The sequence below is a fragment of the Lacinutrix undariae genome (assembly GCF_052934785.1).
Map to the genome: position 1 here is coordinate 449,128 of NZ_CM128809.1, position 22,405 is coordinate 471,532.

The window sequence follows — 22,405 nt, forward strand, 5'->3', positions numbered from 1 at the left end:
TACTCTTCAAAAATTTTATCATTTCTTTATTTTGCGTTTTATCTTATTTAAAATTTCAAGAATATCAACTCGTTTATGAAGCTCTCTAATTGTAAAAATAACCGAAATAACTCCCATTGTAATCAAAATAGTCATTTTTAGTATAAAATCTTCAATAAAAGTCCCCATAAAGGTTAGTGTACAAAACAATATACTTATCAAGAAAACACTGTAAAACTCTTTATCAAAATAAAGATTATAACGTTTAAAGGTTATCCATTTTACAACTAAAAAATGAATAACATAATACACGAGAAGCCCGATACCAAGTCCTTTTAATCCTAAAAAGTAATATCCTAAACCACAAAAAACAACAAACAGCGTATTAAAAACAAGAGCCGTTGTTATAAATAATTTAGAATCTCCTTTAGCAAGAATAACGTAACCCATTGACCAAGATACAGATTTAAACACTGTTGATAACACCCCCCAACTTACCATTCCTAAAATGAGTAAAAAAGTTTTAGAATATAATATTTTAATAATTAAAGGCGCGCCTAATAAAAACCAAACAATAATTGGTGTCACTACTAACAAAGCTATAATTGCTTGGTGTTTTACGGTATTTCTTACCTGCTCTTCATTATTAATTATAGCAGATAATCTTGGAAAATAATCTGTACGCATAGCATTAAAAATCAACCCTACATAAGCATTTAAAATCACAAAACCTGCAGCATAAAACCCTACCTGGTCCACACCTCCATAATGACTTATAAAAATTTGTAACACATATACCGAACTTAGTGTAATTGCTCCACGAAGACTTAACATAAAACCAAGTTTTATCATCTCTCTTCCTTCTGTAAATGCTTCTTTTACTGATAAATTAACCTGTTTTATTTTTATTTTTCTGGAGTACCACCAACTAAATACTAAACTTAGTATTGATGTGATAATTATTGCAGGAACAATAGCATCAATTTTAAAAAAATAATACAAAGGTAGTGTTACTAACAAGCCCATAAAATTACCTAACAAATTGGCTTTGGCTAACAATGCTAATCTTCTAAAACCTTGTAAAATCGCTATTTTTCCGTGTGATAATTGGTTGAATAAAAGAGAGATTGAAATCCATATAAAAGCGAGCGTATAGTCGTAATTATCAAATGCAAATTTACTTAATAAAGGTGATGCTAATAAGGTTACAATAACCCCCAAAAGCCCTGTAAACCAAATTAACTTATGTAATGAAGATACTACTATTGGTACTCGCTGTTTGGCGTTATTATTAGTAGCAAATGCAATTTCTTTAACCGCAGTAGTATCCAGCCCTAATTTTGTAAACTCTCCTATGACACCCAGTGTAGAGGTTAATAAACCAATAATACCCATTCCGGTAGGCCCCACAAAAAGTGCAATAGCTTTTGATCTGATTATTGAAATAAGAATACTAAATACCTGTACACCTCCAAAAAGAGATGTGGCTTTAACAATCTGTTTATATGAATTATTTTTTTGAGACACTATACTATAGCTAGAAGGATATTAATATTCATTTTCATCATTAATTTTATCCGAAATGACTCCAAAAATAGATGAATCAAAAATGAGTATTACAATTCCGTAATGCATAATATAACTTACAAAATGTGCAATTACAGCACCTTCTACTCCGTAGATATCTATAAAATATGTACTGGTAAAATATAATATGGTTCCTAAAAACAATTCGATAACAATAAAGTGCGCAAACATTTTTTTAGCAATAAATTGATAAGCTATTACAAGTGAAATCACTTTCATAAAATCACCTAATAATTGCCAAAAGAATAAATTTTCTGCAGGTAAAAATTCTTCAGAAAAAATAAATTTCAGAATAAAATTACGTAAAAAATAAATACAGATTAACCCTATCCCTAAACTAGGAATTAACATTTTGTAATATTTTAAAATTTCGCGTTTAAACACTTTTTGATCATCACGAATTTTTCTGAATTTAGGTAAAATATAAACAGAGATCAACGAGATTATAAACATCAAATTATATTTGGATACTCTACTAACAGCTTCCCAATATCCAGCCTCTTTAAGCCCTACTTTTTCAACAATATAACTTCGAATTAAAATAGAAATTAAAGGCAAAAATATAGCAGTTACCAAAGTGATAAGTGCATAAGGAGACAAGCGTTTTAATGTTTTATAATTAACATTAGATAGTTTAATTATTTTTATGAAGTTTTTTTGATTAATAACTCCTACACAGGTTATCAAAAAGATTAATGAAGGTGCAACAACAATAGCTAAAAGTGCACCATCTATGTGATTTTGATAGATTAAAACGATGCTAACTAGTACACCTAAAATCTGACCAATTGTATTAATAATTAATAGATTTTTATACTTTGAAAAACCATTCATAATAGCCAAACAGAACATATTTACAGCATAAAACGGCAATACGAAAGCAAAAATTTTAATAACATAATCATAGTTATAAAATGGTGTAAATAGTAAGTCGTTAATTAAAGAGGCATTGTAATAACAAATAAAACACAGTAAAAGCGTGGATACAAAACAGAAATAAAATGCTGTTGAAATAGTACTACTAAGGTTAATCATATCAGTTTTAAACCTCGAAATAACTTTAACAACACCTTTATAAGCTCCTAAAATTGATGAGGAATGCGTGATTGTTGTAAAATCGCGAAGATTTCCTATAAGTGCTAATCCTTCAGCTCCAATAAAAATAGCAATAGTTTTTGATATTATTATACCTACCGTAATTTTTATCATTACGATAAGACTATCTAATTCTGTTAATTTAGACAGTGTTTTTTTATTTATATGTTTGAAGGGTTGTAACAACTAATAACTATTTAAGGTTTTTATTACATGATCAATTTCATTGGTATTCATTACAGGGCTCATCGGGATACTTAAAATAGTCTCGTGTAGGTTTTCTGTTATTGGAAATACTAAGTGCTTGTAATTAGTTAATGCTTTTTGTTTATGTGGCGCAATGGGATAATGAATTAACCAACCTACACCGCTGTTTTCTAAAAATTTTGTAAAATGATTTCTGTTTTCAACTTGCACAGCAAACACATGAAACACATGATTATTACTATGATTATAAAAGGGTAACTTTATTTTTGGGTTCTCAATTTCATTAAGGTACTTTTTCGCAATAGATCTACGTGCATTATTATCTGCATCTAAAACCTTTAGCTTTGTATTTAAAAAAGCAGCTTGTACTTCATCTAATCTACTATTTCCACCAATAACCTCATTTACATATTTTTCTTTACTTCCATAATTACGCAGTAATTTTACTTGATTAGCAAGTATAACATCATTAGTAGTTATTGCTCCAGCATCACCTAAAGCGCCTAAATTTTTAGTTGGATAAAAGCTAAAAGCTGCTGCATGAGATAAGTTTCCGGCTCTAATTCCTTTACTATTTTCTGCACCATGACCTTGAGCGGCATCTTCTATAACTAACAAGTTTTCAGATTTTGCTAATTTTTGTATTGCTGACATATCAGCTAATTGTCCAAATAAATGAACAGCCAAAATAGCCTTAGTATTTTTTGTAATGTGTTTTTCTATTTCGGTAACAGAAATATTAAATGTTTCAGGATTTGGTTCTACTAAAACAGGTTTTAAACCTGCATTAATAATTCCTAAAATAGAAGCGATATACGTATTTGCTGGCACAATAACTTCATCTCCTGCTTTTAATTGTCCTAATTGGATATAGGCTTTGAAAATTAAAATGATAGCCTCTAATCCATTACCAACACCAACACAATGTTTGGTACCACAATAGTTAGCAAAATTAGTTTCAAAATGAGTAACTTGCCTACCTAAAACATAATATCCAGAGTCTATAAACTCATTAAACTGAGTTGAAAACACGTCTTTAAAACGTGCGTTTATTTTATGTAGGTCTAAAAATTTAATCATATAATATTAAGTGTTAAATTTTTAAATGCTTCCGTTTTAACTTCATAGCTATCGGCTGCAAATGTACGTGCACCGCAACTTTCTTTCCAGAAAATTAAACCTTTATTTAATTTTTGACCATTATCTTCACTTGAAATATTAAAATCAAAATAGCGTTTATCATCACAAAATTCATTAATAATAAAATGATAAGCGAGATCTAAACTCCCTAAGTTATTTTTATCTAAATTTCCAGAAACATATTGAGGATGAATTGTAGTTTTTGTTAAAAACAAGGTAGTTCCTGCAACTATTTTTCCGTCATTATACACACTTACATGTTTTATATTTTCCGGAAAACGACTAGCTAACAACTTAATTTCTTCAAGAGAATGTACTGGTGAAGCATCGTGTTTATGTTTTAAATTGGGAATTAAAATTTCGTTCCAAAATCCTTCGTAATTATCATCTACAACTACGGTTAAATTGTTTCGTTTTGCTTTATTTATACCTTCTCTTCTTTTTTTCTGAAAAGGGATTTGTTCGTTATAATCAATAAGCATGATAACGTCTCGCTTTATTAATTTTGCTTCGGCTTTAAATAAGAAATAAGATAACTCATCGGCGGGTAATAGATTATAAAATGCAGGAATGAGTTTAATTTGAACAGTTTTTACACCTTCAACATAAAGAAATCCTAACATACTTTTAAAGGCTTCAAAAGCATCTAATAACTTTTGATCTTTATGAAGCACAAAACTCCCGTAGGTTAATCCTTGATGTGAATATACTGTATCTTCAGTCCTATTTGCGGGTAATAATGCTACTATCTTATCGTCTTTATAAACTAATAGTGAGTAATCTTCAAACCTATCTTTATGATATTCCATAAAATCTCTATGGAACAAAAAAGTCGCATTTTTTGAAGTTTCAATAAAAGCATTCCAGTCACTGTAATGTGCTGATGTATATTTTATAACCTTGTAGGTATTCATTTTTAACAAAAGAGGTTAGCGATAAAATGTTTATGAATAGTAAAGATAAAACTATTAAAGTAAAACGTATAATTCTGAGATGTATTTCGTTATGGTATCAAAAAAAAGGAATGCTTTGCAGCATTCCTTTTATATATAATATTAAGAATTTAATTATCTATTAGATAATTTTGTTTCTTTTACGGTCTGCTTCAGATAACCAAATTTTACGGATACGTAAGAAATTTGGTGTTACTTCAACATACTCATCTTTTTGGATATATTCTAAAGCTTCTTCTAAAGAGAATTTAATTGCTGGTACAATTTTCGCTTTATCATCTGCTCCTGAAGAACGTACATTACTTTGTTTTTTAGCTTTAGTAATATTTACAGCCATATCATCTTGACGAGAGTTCTCACCAATTACTTGACCTTCATAAATATTTTCACCTGGCTCTACAAAGAATTTACCTCTATCTTGTAATTTATCAATTGAGTAAGGAATTGCAGTTCCGTTTTCCATAGATACTAAAGATCCTGAAATACGTCCTGGAATATCACCTTTTACAGGTTGGTATTCTTTAAAACGGTGTGCCATAATTGCCTCTCCAGCAGTTGCTGTAAGTAATTGGTTACGTAAACCAATAATACCACGAGAAGGAATTAAGAACTCACAAATCATACGTTCACCTTTAGCTTCCATAGAAAGCATTTCACCTTTACGCATTGTTACAAACTCTACAGCTCTACCTGACACAGTTTCTGGAAGGTCAATTGTTAACTCTTCAATTGGCTCACATTTAACACCATCAATTTCCTTGATGATTACTTGTGGTTGTCCAATTTGAAGTTCGTAACCTTCACGACGCATAGTTTCAATTAATACAGATAAGTGTAATACTCCACGACCAAATACCATGAATTTATCTGCACTTCCTGTTTCACCTAAACGTAATGCTAAGTTTTTCTCTAATTCTTTTTCTAAACGATCTTTAATATGACGAGATGTTACATATTTTCCATCTTTTCCGAAGAAAGGTGAATCATTAATTGTAAATAACATACTCATTGTTGGTTCGTCAATTGCGATAGATTTTAAACCTTCAGGGTTTTCTAAATCTGCAATAGTATCTCCAATTTCAAATCCTTCAATACCAACAACTGCACAGATATCTCCAGTTTGAACGCTTTCTACTCTCTTACGTCCTAATCCTTCAAAGATAAATAATTCTTTAACTCTACTTTTAGTTGTAGAACCATCTCTTTTTACAAGTGCTATTTGTTGTCCTTCTACTAAGCTCCCTCTTTGTAATCTACCAATCGCAATACGACCTGTAAAAGAAGAAAAATCTAGAGAAGTAATAAGTAATTGAGTTGTTCCTTCTGGAAAAACAGGAGTAGGAACATGCTCTATAACCATATCTAATAATGGTTCAACATTTTTAGTTTCATTTCTCCAATCATCACTCATCCAGTTATTTTTAGCTGAACCGTATACTGTTGGGAAATCTAATTGCCACTCTTCTGCTCCTAATTCAAACATTAAGTCGAAAACTTTTTCATGAACTTCTTCAGGAGTACAGTTTTCTTTATCAACTTTGTTTACAACCACACAAGGTTTTAAACCTAAATCAATCGCTTTTTGTAATACGAAACGCGTTTGAGGCATTGGCCCTTCAAAAGCATCTACTAATAACACAACACCATCAGCCATATTTAATACACGCTCTACTTCACCTCCAAAATCGGCGTGACCAGGTGTATCAATGATATTAATTTTAGTGTCTTTGTAAATTACAGAAACGTTTTTAGAAGTAATTGTAATTCCTCTTTCACGTTCTAAATCATTGTTATCTAGAATTAAATCTCCTGTATTTTCGTTCTCACGAAACAGTTGACAGTGATACATAATCTTGTCTACCAAGGTAGTCTTACCGTGATCTACGTGCGCAATAATTGCGATATTTTTAATATTAGCCATATTTTTTGTGCCTTATTTTAAGGCTGCAAATGTACGTTATATTTTAATATAATTACGTTTCTTATATGATATTTAGTTAATTAAATGTTATAGTTCTGTTATTTCATAATTTACAATGCTAACTTTCGTTCAAATTAGTAGTAAACGTAAATAACCATTACAATCAACTTTTAGTACAAAAACTGGTGATTTTACATCTGAACCCCTAAACCCTAAACAGATGAAACTAATACAGAAATACTCGAAATTTGTCCCTTATCTTTACTTTATAACGGTAATCGCATTTTGGTTTACAGACGCCAATAAAAGCTTAGGCACAACAGCTTATCCCATTTTATTATTTGGAATTCCGTTTGTATGGCAACTTATAAAACCTAACAACAATCTTAATTTCTCTTTAGGAATTACCTTTGTATGCTTATCCTCTTACATACTTATTGCACAACTATCTGATGCCTTAAATCTTATCACTTTATCCTACCAAACCAAACATTATTTAATGTATGGCGGATTATTAGCGATAGCGAATTTTATTATGGCGCTATGGATTATAAGAAATAGTATAAAAAGAAGCTTTTAAATGATTATCTTTGCCATTCAATTTTTGATATAAAAAAGACAATGAATCTTAACGACGTTCCAAAATTAAAACACGCAGACTCAAATAACTTCTTTCTACTATGTGGCCCATGTGCTATTGAAGGAGAAGATATGGCGATGCGTATTGCCGAAAAAGTAATTTCTATTACCGATAAATTAGAAATCCCTTACATATTTAAAGGAAGTTTTAAAAAAGCTAACCGAAGTAGGATTGATAGTTTTACAGGAATTGGAGACGAGAAAGCTTTAAAAATATTACGTAAGGTTTCTGAAACTTTTGATGTACCTACAGTTACAGACATACACGAAGTAGCCGATGCTGCTTTAGCTGCACAATATGTAGATGTCTTACAAATACCTGCCTTTTTAGTACGCCAAACAGATTTAGTGGTGGCTGCTGCAGAAACAGGAAAAATTGTAAACCTTAAAAAAGGACAATTTATGAGTCCGGAGGCCATGAAACACGCCGTACAGAAAGTAAAAGATTCTGGAAGCGATAAAGCGTGGATTACAGATCGTGGAACTATGTTTGGCTACCAAGATATGATTGTAGATTTTCGAGGAATCCCAACAATGCGCGAATATGCACCCGTAGTACTTGATGTTACTCACTCCTTACAACAACCTAACCAAAGTGTTGGTGTAACAGGTGGACGTCCAGATATGATTGAAACTATTGCTAGAGCCGGAGTTGTAAACAACGTAGATGGTTTATTTATTGAAACACATTTTGATCCTGCTAATGCAAAAAGTGATGGTGCAAATATGTTACATTTAGATAATTTAGAACAATTACTTACCAACCTTGTTGCGATTAGAAAAACCGTACAAGGCTTATAATATTTAACTGATTTTTTTTTGAAGGACTTTTCATTTTTTGTAAAATTGAAAAGTCCTTTTATAATACAATACCTAATGTCATTCAATTCTATCAAAATAATACTAATTACCCTATTAAGTATTATACCGTTCTCAATGTTTTCTCAAGATGCAGATCTTACAAAATACACTAGTTCTAATAAAGGAAAAGTGTTTTTTAGCTGGGGAGGAAATCGAGGATCATACTCAAAATCTGATATTCATTTTAAAGGAGACGATTACGATTTCACCATAAAAGATGTTTCTGCTCACGATAAACCTAAAGGTTGGCATATAGATTATATTAACCCGGTAAGAATGACCATCCCGCAAACCAATTTTAAATTGGGATATTTTATTTCAGATAAATACACTATTTCTTTTGGTGTAGACCACATGAAATACGTGATGTACAATAACAGAACAAGAACCGTAGATGGTTATATTAATTTACCAAGTACCGAAGAAGGCGCTATCTTTAATGGTGAATATAATAATGACGCTACTTATATTTCAGAAGACTTTTTAACCTTTGAACATACCGATGGTTTAAACTATGTACATTTTGAAGTTGGAAGATTTGATGATATTTCATCACTTTTCAACATAGGAAATACCGATAAATTTCAATTAAATCTTACCGAAGGTCTTGCCGCTGGTGTATTATATCCAAAAACAAAGGCCAAACTTTTAAGTAAAGATACACACGATGAATTTCATATTGCAGGATATGGTGTTTCTGCTCGTGCAGGATTAAACTTCACCTTTTTTAAACACTTTTTTATTCAAGGAGATATAAAAGGAGGATTTATTAATATGCCTGACATCAGAACAACAGCAAGTTCAAGCGATACGGCATCTCAACATTTTTTCTATTTTGAACGCGTTATTTCTTTTGGAGGAATTTTTAGACTTAAATAATTATGCAAATTAGAGAAGCCACACTTAGTGATATTACGGCAATCACTACCGTTTTTAGAGACACCGTTTTACAAGCATCTACCAAGTTTTATTCAGAAAAACAAATAAACGTTTGGGCTAATGAAGCCGATGACTTGCCTACTTGGGAAAACCGTATTAACAACTTTTATTTTATAGTTGCAGAAATTGAACAAGAAATTGTTGGGTTTGCATACCTTAAAAAAGGGTATTATTTAGATGGTTTATTTGTTGGTAAAAATGCACAAAGAAAAGGTGTAGCTACACGATTATTGAGTGTTATAGAATCTCAAGTGATTGATAACGAATTTGAAGTTATAAAATCTGACGTATACAAAACAGCTTTACCATTTTTTGAAAACCGCTATTTTGAAGTTATTAAAAAACAAAAAACACAGATAAAAGGTGTCTTTTTTGAGAAATTTCTGATTTCAAGAGCTTTATAATTATTTTAAATATGATTTGTTTTTATGCGTCGCCACAGCTTTTAAAACAGCTACTGCAACCTCATCATTTATAGCTTTTACAGTCTTGTAACGTAACGAACGTACTACTTTTCGCTTATCTGCCACCAAAAACTCTGTGTGTATTGTTAAATGAGCGGTATGCCAAAATCCCATATCTACATAATCTTTAGTTTGATTAAGGTAACAAATTGGTCTGCCTTCTGAGAAATAACATGGTAAACCCCATTTATATTTTAACTCCGCTTCCGGAAACACATATTCTATAATCGCTTGCAAATGCAATAATATAGACCGGTAAGGTTCGTCTTTATTTAAAAGGTAAGCTTCAGCAGGTTTCATACTTCAGAATTATTTATTTCAAACTTAATAAAATTTTATGATGAATTATTGAAAATATTTCATTTACTTTGTATTTCAAAGTACTTTATTATGGATTCAAAAGATTATTTAAAAGATATTACCGAGATTAAACAAATGATGAACAAGTCATCACGTTTTATTTCTCTTAGTGGTTTGTCTGGTATTCTTGCTGGAGTTTATGCTATTATTGGTGCAATTGTAGCGTATTGGTTAGTTTCAAATTACAGTTATGGTACATTACTTTTAGATGGAAAAATATTTAGATTAGTACTTTTAGATTTATTTTTAGTAGCCGCTTTTAGTGTGATCACCGGAATTATCTTAACCACAAGAAAAGCAAAAAAACAAGGCGTTAAAATATGGGATACCACCTCAAGACGTTTAGTATTCAATTTCTTAACACCATTAGTTAGCGGTGGTTTATACATACTTATCATCTTAGGACATCAAAAATACGGGCAAACAGGTGGGCTAATGCTTATCTTTTATGGACTAGCACTTATTAGCGCTTCAAAATATAGTATTGGAGATATTAAATATTTAGGAATTATAGAAGTAATTTTGGGACTTGTTGCCGCCTTATTTCCTGGTTACGGATTTTGGCTATGGGTAATAGGATTTGGAGTAATGCACATTATCTATGGTACGTGGATGCATTTTAAATACGATATTAAATAAGTTATTCCGAATACATTTTTAAAACCTAATACAAATTAATAGTTGAGCATAATAACTAACATAAACAAAGTATTTGATCACCGCATAAGACTAGGCATCATGTCTGTGCTGATGGTTAACGAATATGCCGATTTTAAAATGCTTAAAGAACTCCTAGAAGCTACAGATGGTAATCTTGCGAGTCATACAAAAGCCTTAGAAAAAGCCGAATATATTGTGGTTGAAAAACAGTTTATTGGCAAGAAACCAAACACGCGTTACATCGCTTCTACTCTAGGTAGAGAAGCTTTTAAAAAACACATAAACGCGCTAGAAAAATTAATACACAAACACTAAATATATTTTTTTATCAATCTACTTTGAAATTCAAAGTACTTTTAAAACATTAATCATGGAAAACGAAAACAAACCTCAGCAACAAAGCAAATTTGGATATTGGTTAAAAACATCAATCACCGCAAGAATGTTAACCGTAGGAACCTTAGTTTTAATACTACTAATTCCGTTATCATTTATAAACTCTTTAATCACAGAGCGTTCTTTTAGACAACAAGATGTTGTGGATGAAATTAACGAGAAATGGGGAAATGAAGTTTTAGTATACGGGCCAATTTTAAAAATCCCTTACAACTCCTACTCCGAAACAAAAACATACAACGAAAAAACTAAAACCTATTATACAGAGACTCAAACACACATAAACTATGCTTATATTTTTCCTGAAGAATTAAAAGCAGATGCCAAAGTAAAATCTAAACCTTTAAAACGCGGTAATTTTGAATCGGCAGTTTATACTTCAGATATGACTTTTACTGGAAATTATTCCATTCCAAATTTGGAACAAAAAGATATAAAAGACGAAGACATCAATTGGGAAAAAGCCACCATAATTATTAAGACTTCAAACTTAAAAGGCATAAAAAATGAAATAAAAATTAAATTAAACCAGAACACTTACGCTTTTGAAACCAACTTTTACGACAACTCCAACAATTATTCTGGTGGTTTAGATGAATTAGAATCTAGCTTTATTTCAAAAACAGATTTACCGCTTACAAACATCTCTAGTTTTAATATTGATATGACTTTCAACGGAAGTAAAAACATTAAAATCATCCCAATAGGAAAAACCACAACCATGCACATGACCTCTAATTGGGCAGATCCAAGTTTTACAGGAAGTTTTCTGCCTAATGATGAGACTAAAAAAATCACAAAAACAGGTTTTGAAGCCAACTGGAAAATCCTGCATATCAATAGAGCATTCTCACAACAATACCTCAACAAAATCCCCAACCTTAACGAATTTGCCTTCGGAACAAAATTTATGGTCATGGTTGATGAGTATCAAAAAAGTGAACGTTCATCAAAATACGGTTTCATGGTTATCGCACTCACATTTTTAATATTTTTCCTTATTCAAACCATGAGTAAAATAAACATTCACGCCTTTCAATACCTTATGATTGGGATTGCGCTCACCATGTTTTACACGCTTTTAGTCTCAATTTCTGAACATAGTAATTTCTTAAAAGCTTATCTAGTAGCCTCAATTTCGGTGATTTCGCTCATCACGTTATATTCTAAATCCATATTAAAAACCTTCAAATTTCCACTATTTATTGGCGCCTCATTAACCGCATTATACACCTTTATTTACGTGATAATTCAACTAGAAAACTACGCACTTTTAGTAGGAAGCATCGGGTTATTTTTAATATTAGCCATCGTTATGTTTGTTTCTCGAAAAATAGATTGGCAAAACGGATAATTAATAATTGGGGCGTTACCAAGACGAGAAAAACGTCTTGGTCGCGTTTTCCGTTATATCTTTTTTTCGTCCCTCAAAAAAGGATGCCACTACAACCACTAACGCAAAACCAATATTATGGAAAACACCATATTTACAGCTAAAAAAGTCGCCTTTATAAGTTTTACAATCGGTACTATTTTGTTGTCATGCTATTTTGCTTTCAAAATCTCGCTAACGCTAATCATTATTGGAGCAGTATATATTTTATTAGCCCTATTTATTAATCTTATTGTTGTTATCAATTTACTATTTATGGCAAATAAGCATAAAACACACAGGTTTGAATTACTAAAAACAACAGCAATTGTGCTCTCAAATATCCCAATTGCAATATGCTACCTATTAATAATTACGCATTTCAATCCACATATTCAACTATGAAACTCATTTTTAACATCACTTATTTTGCAATTACTATATGTTTATTACTCGTTGAAATTTGCATCGCACTTTATATAAAAACAGGATTTATACGTCATGTATTTGGAGATTTTCTGGTAGTTATTTTACTTTTTTATGCTTTTAAAGCCATTTTTAAATGGAAATCAATAACTATAGCAATTACTGTTTTAGCAATAGCTTATGTGATAGAGTTTCTTCAACTTTTTAATATGTTAGCGTTTTTACACCTCAACAATAATAAGTTGGCATCTATAGTTTTGGGTAGCACTTTTAGTATTGAAGATTTAGTAGCCTATACCTTAGGAATTATCACTGTTTTAATAATTGATTATAAACTACACCACAAATGAATACATTTATAAACCGCATATTTCACCGTAAAAAAGAATCTACGTTACTAATCACTTCTGTAATTTGTTGTATTGCGTTACTTACATTCCGAATGAAATATACCAACTCCCCTTACTTTTTATTTTTAGTTTGGAATTTATTTCTGGCAGGAATCCCCTTTATTATTTCAACTTATATAATAAGTAGCAAAACGGTATCTAAATTTAGATTGGTATTTTACACTACTGTATGGTTACTGTTTTTACCCAATGCACCATATATTATGACAGATTTATATCATTTAAGAGCGAGTCATCACCAAATGATTTGGTTAGATCTGTTGGTCCTTTTTTCGTTTGCAGTTTCTGGGCTCGTTTTATTTTATCTTTCTATAATTGATATGTATCATCAGTTTTTGGCTGTGTTCAACAAAAAAACGGCTAACTACGTTATGTATTTATCTTGCTTTTTATCAGGATTTGGTATTTATTTAGGTCGGTTTTTACGTTATAATTCTTGGGAGTTAATTAGTAATCCGTCACAACTTTTTAAGGATTGTTTAGCTATTCTATCACATCCAAAACTACATGCAGATGCTTGGGTATTTACTTTATGTACCGGAGTCTTTTTAAGTATTGGTTTATATACTTTTATTCATATTAATCATTCAAAAAAAGCATAAAAAAAAGCCATATTAACAAATATGGCTTTCTTCAATATATAAATTTAAAACAGTATTATTCTGCGTCTACATAGTCTTGTAAGTAACTAAAACGTTTGGTAAGCTGTTTATTTTCTGTCATTTTTGCACGTTCTAAAACACCTTCAGCATCATTATTAAAAAAGGCAGGAATTACGTGTTGTAAAAACATATCTCCAAAACCTTCACTAGCATCTTTAGGTAATTCACAAGGTAAATTATCAACCGCCATTACAGTAATTGCATTATCAGCATTAAAGACAACTTCTCCTTCTGTTTGCACATCATAACCATAAAAAGGATCGGCAATTGTAGAAGCTCTTAAAGTTGAAGCCACAGGACCATCAACATCACAACTAATATCTGCAATAAGATTGATATTAAAATCTGGGTGTTTTGCATCATCTCTAGTAAAAAAGTATGGTGCATTATTACCATAAAAGTGTCCTGCTATAAAGAAATCAGTAGCTTTAGCATAAGGCATAAAATTACTTTCGTACCCTGTAGGATCTTTATAAAATTCATGTTTATTACCTACTTTACCGTCTTTTCTTTTAGTATACTCCATCACGTCAACCATACAATATACAGGCTCTGTAAATGTACTTGTAAGATATAAAGCATCGCTAACTTCTTTAATTTTTAAGTGATCTAAAATCTCTTTAGCACCTAAGGCCACTTTTCCTGTTCCTGATAATAAAATTTTAATATTAGGTAGGGTAATTTTATCTAACTCTGCTTTTACAGCATTTAAATCTGCCAAAGTTTCTACTTTAGGTAAGTTAAATAAATTGTCGCGCAATCCTAAAGCTCTAAAGCCATTATACGCACCTACTAAACCTGCGTAACGCCCAAAACCAATCAATCTAGCTGAGTTTTCTGCGACAATGGTTTCGTGATCAAACATCTCAATGTTTTTTTCTAACATGGCTAAAAGCAACTTCTGGTTATAAGGTTGTTTTTTTATAGTATGTGAAAAGTAGAAATATTTTTTATTAGGTATTAACGCTTCAATAGGTACTTCCTTCACACCAAGCATTACATCACAGTCAGACACATCGTTAGTCACTTCAAAACCTAAAGCTTTGTAAGCTTCATCTTTAAATATCCTGATATCGCTAGATTCAACAACAAAAGTCGCCTTTGGAAACATAGTTCTTGCTTCTACTAATTTTTCTGGAGAAAATACCACACGTCTGTCTGGTGGGTTTTTGCGTTCTTTTATAATGGCGAATTTCATAGATAAGTGTATTTATGTTACCTGAAAAGGTATATTGGTATAGAATTTGTACGAAAGTACAAGGAATTGCATTGTTGCACAACTTTTTTTAGTAACTTTGCAAGCCTATTTATAAAATAGGATTACTTAAAATAATGGGGTCGACTGGTTTTGACAGCGAGATTTATTGAACGGTAAGCATGTCGTGTAATGACTTTGAAACACGTAAAAGGCTTGGTCAACTTTTTAAACGGCGAGAATAACTACGCTTTAGCTGCCTAATCTGAATCACAGTAAGATTAAGCCTCGGTACACTAGGTGTACGAGCTTTATGTCTCTTGAAAGCCTTGGTTAATGGCGTTCTATTTGAGGCATCGTAAAAATTAACATAGAAAGTAAAGCGCTTCGATTTACTTTTGAAACTAAAGAAGATAAGTTTTATGTGGGTTGTCTTTAACCAGCTTAAAATCGAAAACCTAAGAAAAGAATACACATGTAGAAAGCTCTTTGATGGCTTGTTTGGACGAGAGTTCGATTCTCTCCGACTCCACAAAAAAAACCTTAACTGATATCAAGTTAAGGTTTTTTTATGTTTAAAATCGTACAACTTATGTATAGCTAGTTGTTTTAAAATTACTTACTTAACGCTTTTAATATACGCTCTTCATTAATTACAATATCTCTAAATAAAACGTGAGGAAATTCTTTATATTTTGAAGACTTAAAAGCATCAAGAATATTAAATAATGTAGAAGCTGTAATTAAAGACAAATTCATTTCGGTATCCATTTCACAATCGGTAACAAAATCGTCACTAAACTCTGGAGCTACTAATAATATTTTCACAATACGTAAATCGTTTTTTAGTGCTAAATTTTGATATGATTTTAATTGTCTCGATACTGCACTAAATTTATTATAACCTCTTTCTTTACTTGTTTTACACTCAACAATTATAATTTCTTTATTTTCTAAGTTAAGAAGGATATCCATCTTATCTTTATTGGTATTCAATTCAGCTTTAAAAGTTTCATCTACATTAAATCCAAGTCCATTAAAAATAACACTGGTAAGTTCTTCAAACTTTAGCCCAAGTTCAGACTCTTTTATAACAATTCCATTTTCTTTTAGAAGGTTTAAATTCCTATAAGCAACATTCTCGTAATTTTCTAAATACAAGTTATCAACATCTTTATAGTGCTCTAAAATATTTAAAATATCGTCACCTCGTTGTTTAATCCCGTTATCTATAATAAATTTAGTACGCGCTTCCTTTTCTATTACGTCTAAAATATCTCTTGGTTTAATATTATAATCTAATAGGAAATCGGCTTTCAAAACAAACTCATCTTGTAACTCAAACTGTAGCCTTATTTGATTGTTCAATTTTGGTAAAGAAATATGTAATTCCGATAATAATTTATCAAATCCATCAAGTGAAATTCCTACTTTTTCATCGCATTCAATATGTTCAAAATAAGAAATCAAACTGCTTATTTTATCGTCTAGCGTACTTCCTTTTAAATTACTAATATTTAATCCTTTTTCACAAAGGTCATTTAGCGTTTTCTTTTTCTCTGTTAATGTACTCCCACTTTTATAAGCTCCAGTTAACAATAAACTAGTAAACGAAACACCTTCTTTAATTATACCTTCAATTTTTTCTGAATATGAGAGCTTTCTATCAATATTATGATCTTTTGAAATTTGATTAATAATTGGTTCTCTTAATAGTTTTAAAGTTCTACGGTAATACTTTGTAGCAACTTCCTTTTTTCTAATTTTACGTAACAAACTAACCATCTCATCTGCAACATAAATTGTATTCTCTTTATTAGAATAAAAAATTACGCCTATATTTTTAAGACTTTTTATAACCTCTTGAATATCTATTTTTTTTACTGGTAAAATTGAATAATTAATAAGCTTTATTTCCTCTTGTGAAAGCCCTAACTCTTGAGAAAGTTTAAGAATAATTGATAACTCATCTGAAGTTATTTTTGCTTCACGATTATTATCTTCATCATTATAATATGCCGTACGCAAACAAGATTTATAAATTTTATAATCTCTTTTTCTCGAGTCACTTAAATCTGACTTATCGTTTTCAAAATCAGAATTTAATACTTTAATTTTACTTTTTAATTGTTTTATTTCACCTTCATATAAACGCGAAAACCAATCTTGTTTTATAATACAATTTCCATCTCTTATAATAATATCAATTAAAATATCAAGCTGAGATGCAATTTCTTGAAACTCACATTTTACATGTTCTTGAAACTCATTTGAAGTTAAGGCAAAAACCTTAGCTATATTTTGATTATCTACAGATTTCAGTCCTTTATCAGAAACACTTAAAATCTTATCTATAGCCTTACTGTTCTTTGGATTTCTTGAAATAATATTATCAATCACTTTAATAAATGAGTTTTTTTCTAACGATCCAAGTTTATCTAAAATCTTTTCTAGTTTCATATATTTTCACTTTTATGTAATTGGTTATCTTATTTCAATCCATGTAAAGCTCTTAATTAATTTTCATAAATTTTTACGGCATTCCTCAATTGGATGATTTATTTTTAAGAAAAAAGAAAAAAAATAATTACTTTTATAAGTGTAGTCTCAGTAAACAATATCCCAACTACAAAGTTTATCCCATGTTTCTATACGCAACAAAACACCTTTCAAAAAGTATATAATTCACAAACACTTATAAAATAGGTTTAGAAATTTTTTATTTTCATAGGGTATTAAAAACCTAAAACACCACTAATAATCTGTATGGCAAAAATTTAAATCTGTAAGTACTCGAAAAACAATTCGACTTATTGAAAAAATTTTAAAACAATGAATGCAATAAAAAACAACGTACTAAATGTCCTATCAATGCTATTAATGGCCTTTTTTGCCATCCCAAAATTATTAGGTGTACCACAAAGTAAAGAAGGATTTATTCAATTTGAAAATGCCATCCATATTGATGCAGATTTCTTTAGAATCTTCACCGGAATATCTGAACTTGGTTTAGCGCTATTAATTTTAGTTTTCATCATTAAAAAAAATAAAAACATAGGTAAATTAGCTTTCGCATTTTTATTAGTAACAATGGTTACGGCTTTAGGATTAGAATTTTTTGCACGTCCAGAACCAAAAATGGTATTAGTAATTATCGCTATTGTTTTAGCAGCAATTTCAATATTCAAATTAAAGACCATTAAATAATTCTCAAAAGTTACAATCCATTAGCACTAAAGAGAAATATAACACAATAAAAAAGTAGGACGCTACATTTTTATTTCAATCAAAAATCTTTAGTACTTTAGCCTAATGAATACATTAGATATTAGAACCGTAAATATGGTTCAATACATACAACCGCTCAGAGAAGGCGGCTCGTTACCAGCACTTATAAAAGCTGATGATGGTTTTATGTATGTTTTAAAATTTAGAGGTGCAGGACAAGGTAAAAAAGCCTTAATTGCCGAATTTCTCGGTGGAGAACTTGCCCGAGCTATCGGTTTACATGTTCCTGAACTTGTATTTATAAACCTTGACGATTCGTTTAGTAAAACCGAACCCGATGAGGAAATTCAAGATTTACTTAAATTTAGTGTTGGTCTTAATTTAGGATTACACTATTTATCTTCCGCTATAACTTACGATCCATTAGTCACAACAGTTGACGCACAAACGGCATCTAAAACAGTACTTTTAGACAGTTTAATTAGCAACATTGATCGTACAACAAAAAACACAAATTTATTAAACTGGAACCATCAATTATGGATTATTGATAATGGTGCTAGTTTTTATTTTCATCATAATTGGGACCAATGGAAAAATCATTTAACTAGAACTTTCCCACTTATAAAAGATCATACTTTACTACAACAAGCTACAGCATTGGATGAAGCTTCAGTAGAAATTAAAGCTAAAATAACACCTCAAGTGGTTGCCCAAATTATAGCAACTATTCCCGAAGATTGGCTACTTAGTGAAGCCGACACCTTATCTCCTACCCAAATGAGAGCCGCATATACCGAGTATATTTGCGCAAAACTTACCATGATAGATTCACTTGTTAAAGAAGCTAAAGATGCCAGATAAAGTAACATTTGAATACGCCGTAATACGCGTGGTACCAAAAGTAGAGCGTGAAGAGTTTTTTAACGTTGGTGTAATTTTGTTTTCGAAACGGAAAAAATTCTTAGGTGTAAAATTTCATATCGATCCAAAGAAACTAGAAGCCTTTTCTTGTGATATAGAATTACAACTTCTTAATGATTATTTAAACGCTTGGAAAAAAATCTGTAAAGGAAATCCTAATGGTACTCGTATTGAAACCTTAGAACTTTCAGACAGATTTAGATGGCTTGCCGCCTCTAGAAGTACGGTTATACAAAGCTCAAAAACACACCCCGGTTTATCTAACGACCCTCAAAAAGAACTGGATACACTTTTTACAGATTTCGTTTTATAACACCAAGTACTCTTATTAAAATTCATAAAAAAGTTAATTTATTTTGCGAACATTTATATTAATCGTAATATTGCAATGAACAAATAATAAAACAATGGGATTAGCAAAAACGGAAATGTTTACCGACTCACAAAACAAAATAGCAATGATAGCAAAAGCATTTGGGCATCCAGCTCGAGTAGCTATTCTTCAGCATTTATTTAAAATAAACGCTTGTGTGTGTGGCGATTTGGTTAACGAAATAGGTTTAGCGCAACCCACAATTTCTCAGCATTTAAAAGAATTAAAACTTTTGGGATTAATAAAAGGAAATGTTGAAGGTACAAGCGTTTGCTACTGTATTGACAAAGAAAACTGGACCGCAATGAAAAATACAATGGCGCAGTTTTTAGATCAAGATGTTAGTAAAACAGGAGATTGTTGTTAAAAAAATTTGAATACATTAATCGTATAATCGCAATAAAAAAATATATTATGAAACTATCTGAAGTAAAATTAATTTTAGAGAAATTAGACACTATCGCATTTCAATTACCTAATGGCGATTTAGTACCCAACCATTTTCATGTTACTGAAGTTGGAAAAATTACCAAACACTTTATTGATTGTGGTGGAACCGTAAGAAAAGAAGATGTTGTAAACTTTCAATTATGGAATGCCAATGATTATGATCACAGATTGCATCCAGAGAAATTAACTGCTATTATTGAACTTTCTGAACAAGTTTTAGAAATTGAAGATCTAGAAGTTGAAGTAGAATACCAAGCGGAAACTATTGGTAAATTTGGATTAGATTTTGATGGAAAACACTTTTTATTAACCAACAAACAAACCGATTGTTTGGCACCAGACAAATGTGGTATTCCGGAAGAAAAGCAAAAAATTAAAATGGCAGATATTCCTGCAGGAAATTCTTGTACTCCAGGAGGTGGATGTTGTTAATTTTTAATTGAATACTATGAAAACCACAATATTTTCTGAAATAGAAAACGTTATTAAAGGTTTGGATACTACTACAATTTCTAAAGAAAGACAAACTGTTTTACAACCGCTAATTGATTTTATCCAGCTAAAAGTGACAAATAATAAAGCTATTCGTATCAATTTTATTTGCACACATAACTCAAGAAGAAGTCATTTAACCCAAATTTGGGCACAAACCATGGCGGCACATTTCAATATAAAAAATGTGTATTGCTATTCAGGAGGAACAGAAGCTACAGCGCTTTATCCAATGGTTGCAGAAACTTTACAGAATTCTGGTTTTAAAGTGAAAGCTATTTTCGAAGGTGAAAACCCTATTTACAGTATTAAATATGCTAAAAATGAACATCCAATTATTAGTTTTTCAAAAAAACTGACTAATGATTTTAATCCAAAATCGGAGTTTGCAGCAGTTATGACCTGCTCTCAAGCCGATGGCGGTTGTCCGTTTATAACAGGAGCAGAAATACGTATTCCTATAACTTTTGAAGATCCAAAAGCTTTTGATAACACCTCACAACAAGCAGAAAAATACAATGAAAGAAGTCTGCAAATTGCTGCCGAATTATTTTACGTATTCTCACAAATAAACGCATAAAAATGGCAACTAAAAAATTAAGCTTTCTAGATAAAAACTTAACACTTTGGATATTTGTAGCCATGGCTATAGGTGTATCAATAGGTTATTTTTCACCTTCATTCCCAGAGTTTGTAAACTCGTTAAGTAGCGGAAGCACAAACATACCTATTGCAATTGGTTTGATATTAATGATGTATCCGCCATTAGCAAAAGTAAATTACGCACTATTACCAAAAGTGTTTAAAAACACCAAAATCCTTTCAATTTCACTGTTATTAAACTGGATTATTGGTCCGGTATTAATGTTCTTTTTAGCCATTACCTTTTTACGAGATTATCCAGAATATATGGTAGGACTAATTTTAATTGGTTTGGCACGATGTATTGCTATGGTTTTAGTATGGAATGACCTTGCGGAAGGTAGCAGCGAGTATGGCGCAGGTTTAGTGGCTTTAAATAGTATTTTTCAGGTATTTGCTTATAGTTTTTACGCCTGGTTATTTATTACAGTACTTCCTCCCTATTTTGGTTTTGAAGGTGCAATTGTAGATATTTCAATTGGAACCATTGCCGAAAGTGTAGCCATCTACTTAGGAATCCCTTTTGCTTTAGGAATTTTGAGTCGCATAATTTTAGTCCCTATAAAAGGAGAAGAATGGTATACCAAAAAATTTATTCCTACAATTTCACCAATCACATTAATCGCGTTATTATTTACCATTGTAGTGATGTTTTCTCTTAAAGGAGAATTGATTGTTGAAATACCAATGGATGTTGTAATTATTGCGATTCCGTTATTAATTTATTTTACACTTATGTTTATTATTGGGTTCTTTTTCACAAAAGCTACCGGTGCCGAATATGATAAAACCGCAGCTGTAGCATTTACTGCAGCAGGAAATAATTTTGAATTAGCCATTGCGGTTGCCATTGCTGTTTTCGGACTTAATTCTGGGCAAGCATTTACAGGAGTTATTGGTCCGCTAGTAGAAGTACCAGCGTTAATTTTATTAGTGCGTGTATCATTTTGGTTGAAGAAAAAATACTACGATAAACCTACTGTTTAAAACCAATTTATAATTTATAAAAAAACCGCATTAAGATGCTTAT

25 protein-coding genes and 1 other RNA gene are annotated in these 22,405 nt (G+C 30.9%); 18 read left to right on the forward strand and 8 right to left on the reverse strand.

What is annotated here, in order from left to right; genetic code table 11:
* Nucleotides 1-18: 18 nt before the first annotated feature.
* The 5 genes from ACU4C5_RS02125 to typA all read right to left on the reverse strand — a co-directional run bounded on the left by ACU4C5_RS02125 (nt 19) and on the right by typA (nt 6,882).
* Nucleotides 19-1,506 carry an oligosaccharide flippase family protein gene (locus ACU4C5_RS02125; protein WP_446845402.1) on the reverse strand — a complete coding sequence of 496 codons (1,488 nt, stop codon included), beginning with the start codon at nt 1,504-1,506 and terminating at the stop codon, nt 19-21.
* 21 nt (nt 1,507-1,527) lie between these two features.
* Complete coding sequence (locus tag ACU4C5_RS02130; protein WP_446845403.1) at nt 1,528-2,775, reverse strand: O-antigen translocase; 1,248 nt, start codon at nt 2,773-2,775, stop codon at nt 1,528-1,530.
* A 72-nt stretch (nt 2,776-2,847) separates the two neighbouring features.
* The gene (locus ACU4C5_RS02135; RefSeq protein ID WP_446845404.1) at nt 2,848-3,948 is read right to left on the reverse strand and encodes a DegT/DnrJ/EryC1/StrS family aminotransferase; all 1,101 of its coding nucleotides are present in this window, start codon (nt 3,946-3,948) and stop codon (nt 2,848-2,850) included.
* Nucleotides 3,945-4,922 (reverse strand): GNAT family N-acetyltransferase, encoded by a 978-nt coding sequence (locus tag ACU4C5_RS02140; protein WP_446845405.1) that lies wholly within the window; start codon nt 4,920-4,922, stop codon nt 3,945-3,947. Before ACU4C5_RS02140 ends, ACU4C5_RS02135 begins: the two co-directional genes overlap by 4 nt.
* 160 nt (nt 4,923-5,082) lie before the next feature.
* The gene (gene typA, locus ACU4C5_RS02145) at nt 5,083-6,882 is read right to left on the reverse strand and encodes a translational GTPase TypA (protein WP_446845406.1); all 1,800 of its coding nucleotides are present in this window, start codon (nt 6,880-6,882) and stop codon (nt 5,083-5,085) included.
* 220 nt (nt 6,883-7,102) lie between these two features.
* Here typA and ACU4C5_RS02150 point away from each other — a divergent pair, with 220 nt between their 5' ends.
* From ACU4C5_RS02150 to ACU4C5_RS02165, 4 genes are all read left to right on the forward strand, one after another.
* Nucleotides 7,103-7,462, forward strand: coding sequence for a hypothetical protein (locus ACU4C5_RS02150; RefSeq protein WP_446845408.1), 360 nt, complete (start codon nt 7,103-7,105; stop codon nt 7,460-7,462).
* Nucleotides 7,463-7,503: 41 nt separating this feature from the next.
* Nucleotides 7,504-8,322: a 3-deoxy-8-phosphooctulonate synthase gene (gene kdsA, locus ACU4C5_RS02155; protein ID WP_446845409.1), complete on the forward strand. Its 819-nt coding sequence runs from the start codon at nt 7,504-7,506 to the stop codon at nt 8,320-8,322.
* A 75-nt stretch (nt 8,323-8,397) separates the two neighbouring features.
* Complete coding sequence (locus ACU4C5_RS02160) at nt 8,398-9,261, forward strand: hypothetical protein (protein WP_446845410.1); 864 nt, start codon at nt 8,398-8,400, stop codon at nt 9,259-9,261.
* 2 nt (nt 9,262-9,263) lie between these two features.
* Nucleotides 9,264-9,725: a GNAT family N-acetyltransferase gene (locus tag ACU4C5_RS02165; RefSeq protein WP_446845411.1), complete on the forward strand. Its 462-nt coding sequence runs from the start codon at nt 9,264-9,266 to the stop codon at nt 9,723-9,725.
* On the opposite strand, the gene ACU4C5_RS02170 is transcribed toward ACU4C5_RS02165, so the two are convergent.
* On the reverse strand, nt 9,726-10,085 hold the full coding sequence (locus ACU4C5_RS02170; protein WP_446845412.1) for a DUF1801 domain-containing protein: 360 nt from the start codon (nt 10,083-10,085) through the stop codon (nt 9,726-9,728). It abuts the gene before it with no gap.
* Between the two features lie 90 nt (nt 10,086-10,175).
* Here ACU4C5_RS02170 and ACU4C5_RS02175 point away from each other — a divergent pair, with 90 nt between their 5' ends.
* The 6 genes from ACU4C5_RS02175 (at nt 10,176) to ACU4C5_RS02200 (ending at nt 14,011) form a co-directional block, all read left to right on the forward strand.
* A complete protein-coding gene (locus ACU4C5_RS02175) occupies nt 10,176-10,784 on the forward strand; it encodes a hypothetical protein (RefSeq protein WP_446845413.1) in 609 nt (202 codons plus the stop codon).
* A 42-nt stretch (nt 10,785-10,826) separates the two neighbouring features.
* The gene (locus tag ACU4C5_RS02180) at nt 10,827-11,120 is read left to right on the forward strand and encodes a winged helix-turn-helix domain-containing protein (protein ID WP_446845414.1); all 294 of its coding nucleotides are present in this window, start codon (nt 10,827-10,829) and stop codon (nt 11,118-11,120) included.
* A 55-nt stretch (nt 11,121-11,175) separates the two neighbouring features.
* The gene (gene creD, locus ACU4C5_RS02185; RefSeq protein ID WP_446845415.1) at nt 11,176-12,555 is read left to right on the forward strand and encodes a cell envelope integrity protein CreD; all 1,380 of its coding nucleotides are present in this window, start codon (nt 11,176-11,178) and stop codon (nt 12,553-12,555) included.
* Between the two features lie 117 nt (nt 12,556-12,672).
* On the forward strand, nt 12,673-12,978 hold the full coding sequence (locus ACU4C5_RS02190) for a hypothetical protein (protein WP_446845416.1): 306 nt from the start codon (nt 12,673-12,675) through the stop codon (nt 12,976-12,978).
* Complete coding sequence (locus ACU4C5_RS02195; RefSeq protein ID WP_446845417.1) at nt 12,975-13,349, forward strand: ribosomal maturation YjgA family protein; 375 nt, start codon at nt 12,975-12,977, stop codon at nt 13,347-13,349. The genes ACU4C5_RS02190 and ACU4C5_RS02195 overlap by 4 nt, the downstream gene beginning before the upstream one ends.
* On the forward strand, nt 13,346-14,011 hold the full coding sequence (locus tag ACU4C5_RS02200) for a DUF1361 domain-containing protein (protein WP_446845418.1): 666 nt from the start codon (nt 13,346-13,348) through the stop codon (nt 14,009-14,011). The genes ACU4C5_RS02195 and ACU4C5_RS02200 overlap by 4 nt, the downstream gene beginning before the upstream one ends.
* A gap of 55 nt (nt 14,012-14,066) precedes the next feature.
* Here ACU4C5_RS02200 and ACU4C5_RS02205 read toward each other — a convergent pair whose 3' ends face one another.
* Nucleotides 14,067-15,269 (reverse strand): NAD(P)-dependent oxidoreductase, encoded by a 1,203-nt coding sequence (locus ACU4C5_RS02205; protein ID WP_446845419.1) that lies wholly within the window; start codon nt 15,267-15,269, stop codon nt 14,067-14,069.
* 136 nt (nt 15,270-15,405) lie between these two features.
* Here ACU4C5_RS02205 and ssrA point away from each other — a divergent pair.
* Nucleotides 15,406-15,801, forward strand: a transfer-messenger RNA (tmRNA) gene (ssrA, locus tag ACU4C5_RS02210).
* Nucleotides 15,802-15,881: 80 nt separating this feature from the next.
* Here ssrA and ACU4C5_RS02215 read toward each other — a convergent pair.
* On the reverse strand, nt 15,882-17,726 hold the full coding sequence (locus tag ACU4C5_RS02215) for a hypothetical protein (RefSeq protein WP_446845420.1): 1,845 nt from the start codon (nt 17,724-17,726) through the stop codon (nt 15,882-15,884).
* Between the two features lie 372 nt (nt 17,727-18,098).
* Between ACU4C5_RS02215 and ACU4C5_RS02220 the strand changes: the two genes are divergently transcribed.
* From ACU4C5_RS02220 to arsB, 7 genes are all read left to right on the forward strand, one after another.
* On the forward strand, nt 18,099-18,473 hold the full coding sequence (locus tag ACU4C5_RS02220) for a DoxX family protein (protein ID WP_446845421.1): 375 nt from the start codon (nt 18,099-18,101) through the stop codon (nt 18,471-18,473).
* A gap of 105 nt (nt 18,474-18,578) precedes the next feature.
* On the forward strand, nt 18,579-19,358 hold the full coding sequence (locus ACU4C5_RS02225; protein WP_446845422.1) for a HipA family kinase: 780 nt from the start codon (nt 18,579-18,581) through the stop codon (nt 19,356-19,358).
* Nucleotides 19,348-19,731 carry a DUF3037 domain-containing protein gene (locus ACU4C5_RS02230; protein ID WP_446845423.1) on the forward strand — a complete coding sequence of 128 codons (384 nt, stop codon included), beginning with the start codon at nt 19,348-19,350 and terminating at the stop codon, nt 19,729-19,731. Before ACU4C5_RS02225 ends, ACU4C5_RS02230 begins: the two co-directional genes overlap by 11 nt.
* 94 nt (nt 19,732-19,825) lie before the next feature.
* Entirely contained in the window at nt 19,826-20,158 is a 333-nt protein-coding gene (locus ACU4C5_RS02235) for an ArsR/SmtB family transcription factor (protein WP_446845424.1), read from the forward strand.
* A 47-nt stretch (nt 20,159-20,205) separates the two neighbouring features.
* A complete protein-coding gene (locus ACU4C5_RS02240) occupies nt 20,206-20,673 on the forward strand; it encodes a DUF6428 family protein (RefSeq protein WP_446845425.1) in 468 nt (155 codons plus the stop codon).
* Nucleotides 20,674-20,689: 16 nt separating this feature from the next.
* Nucleotides 20,690-21,313, forward strand: a complete 624-nt coding sequence (locus tag ACU4C5_RS02245) for an arsenate-mycothiol transferase ArsC (RefSeq protein ID WP_446845426.1) — start codon at nt 20,690-20,692, stop codon at nt 21,311-21,313.
* A gap of 2 nt (nt 21,314-21,315) precedes the next feature.
* Nucleotides 21,316-22,362 (forward strand): ACR3 family arsenite efflux transporter, encoded by a 1,047-nt coding sequence (arsB, locus tag ACU4C5_RS02250; protein WP_446845427.1) that lies wholly within the window; start codon nt 21,316-21,318, stop codon nt 22,360-22,362.
* The last annotated feature ends 43 nt before the right edge of the window (nt 22,363-22,405 follow it).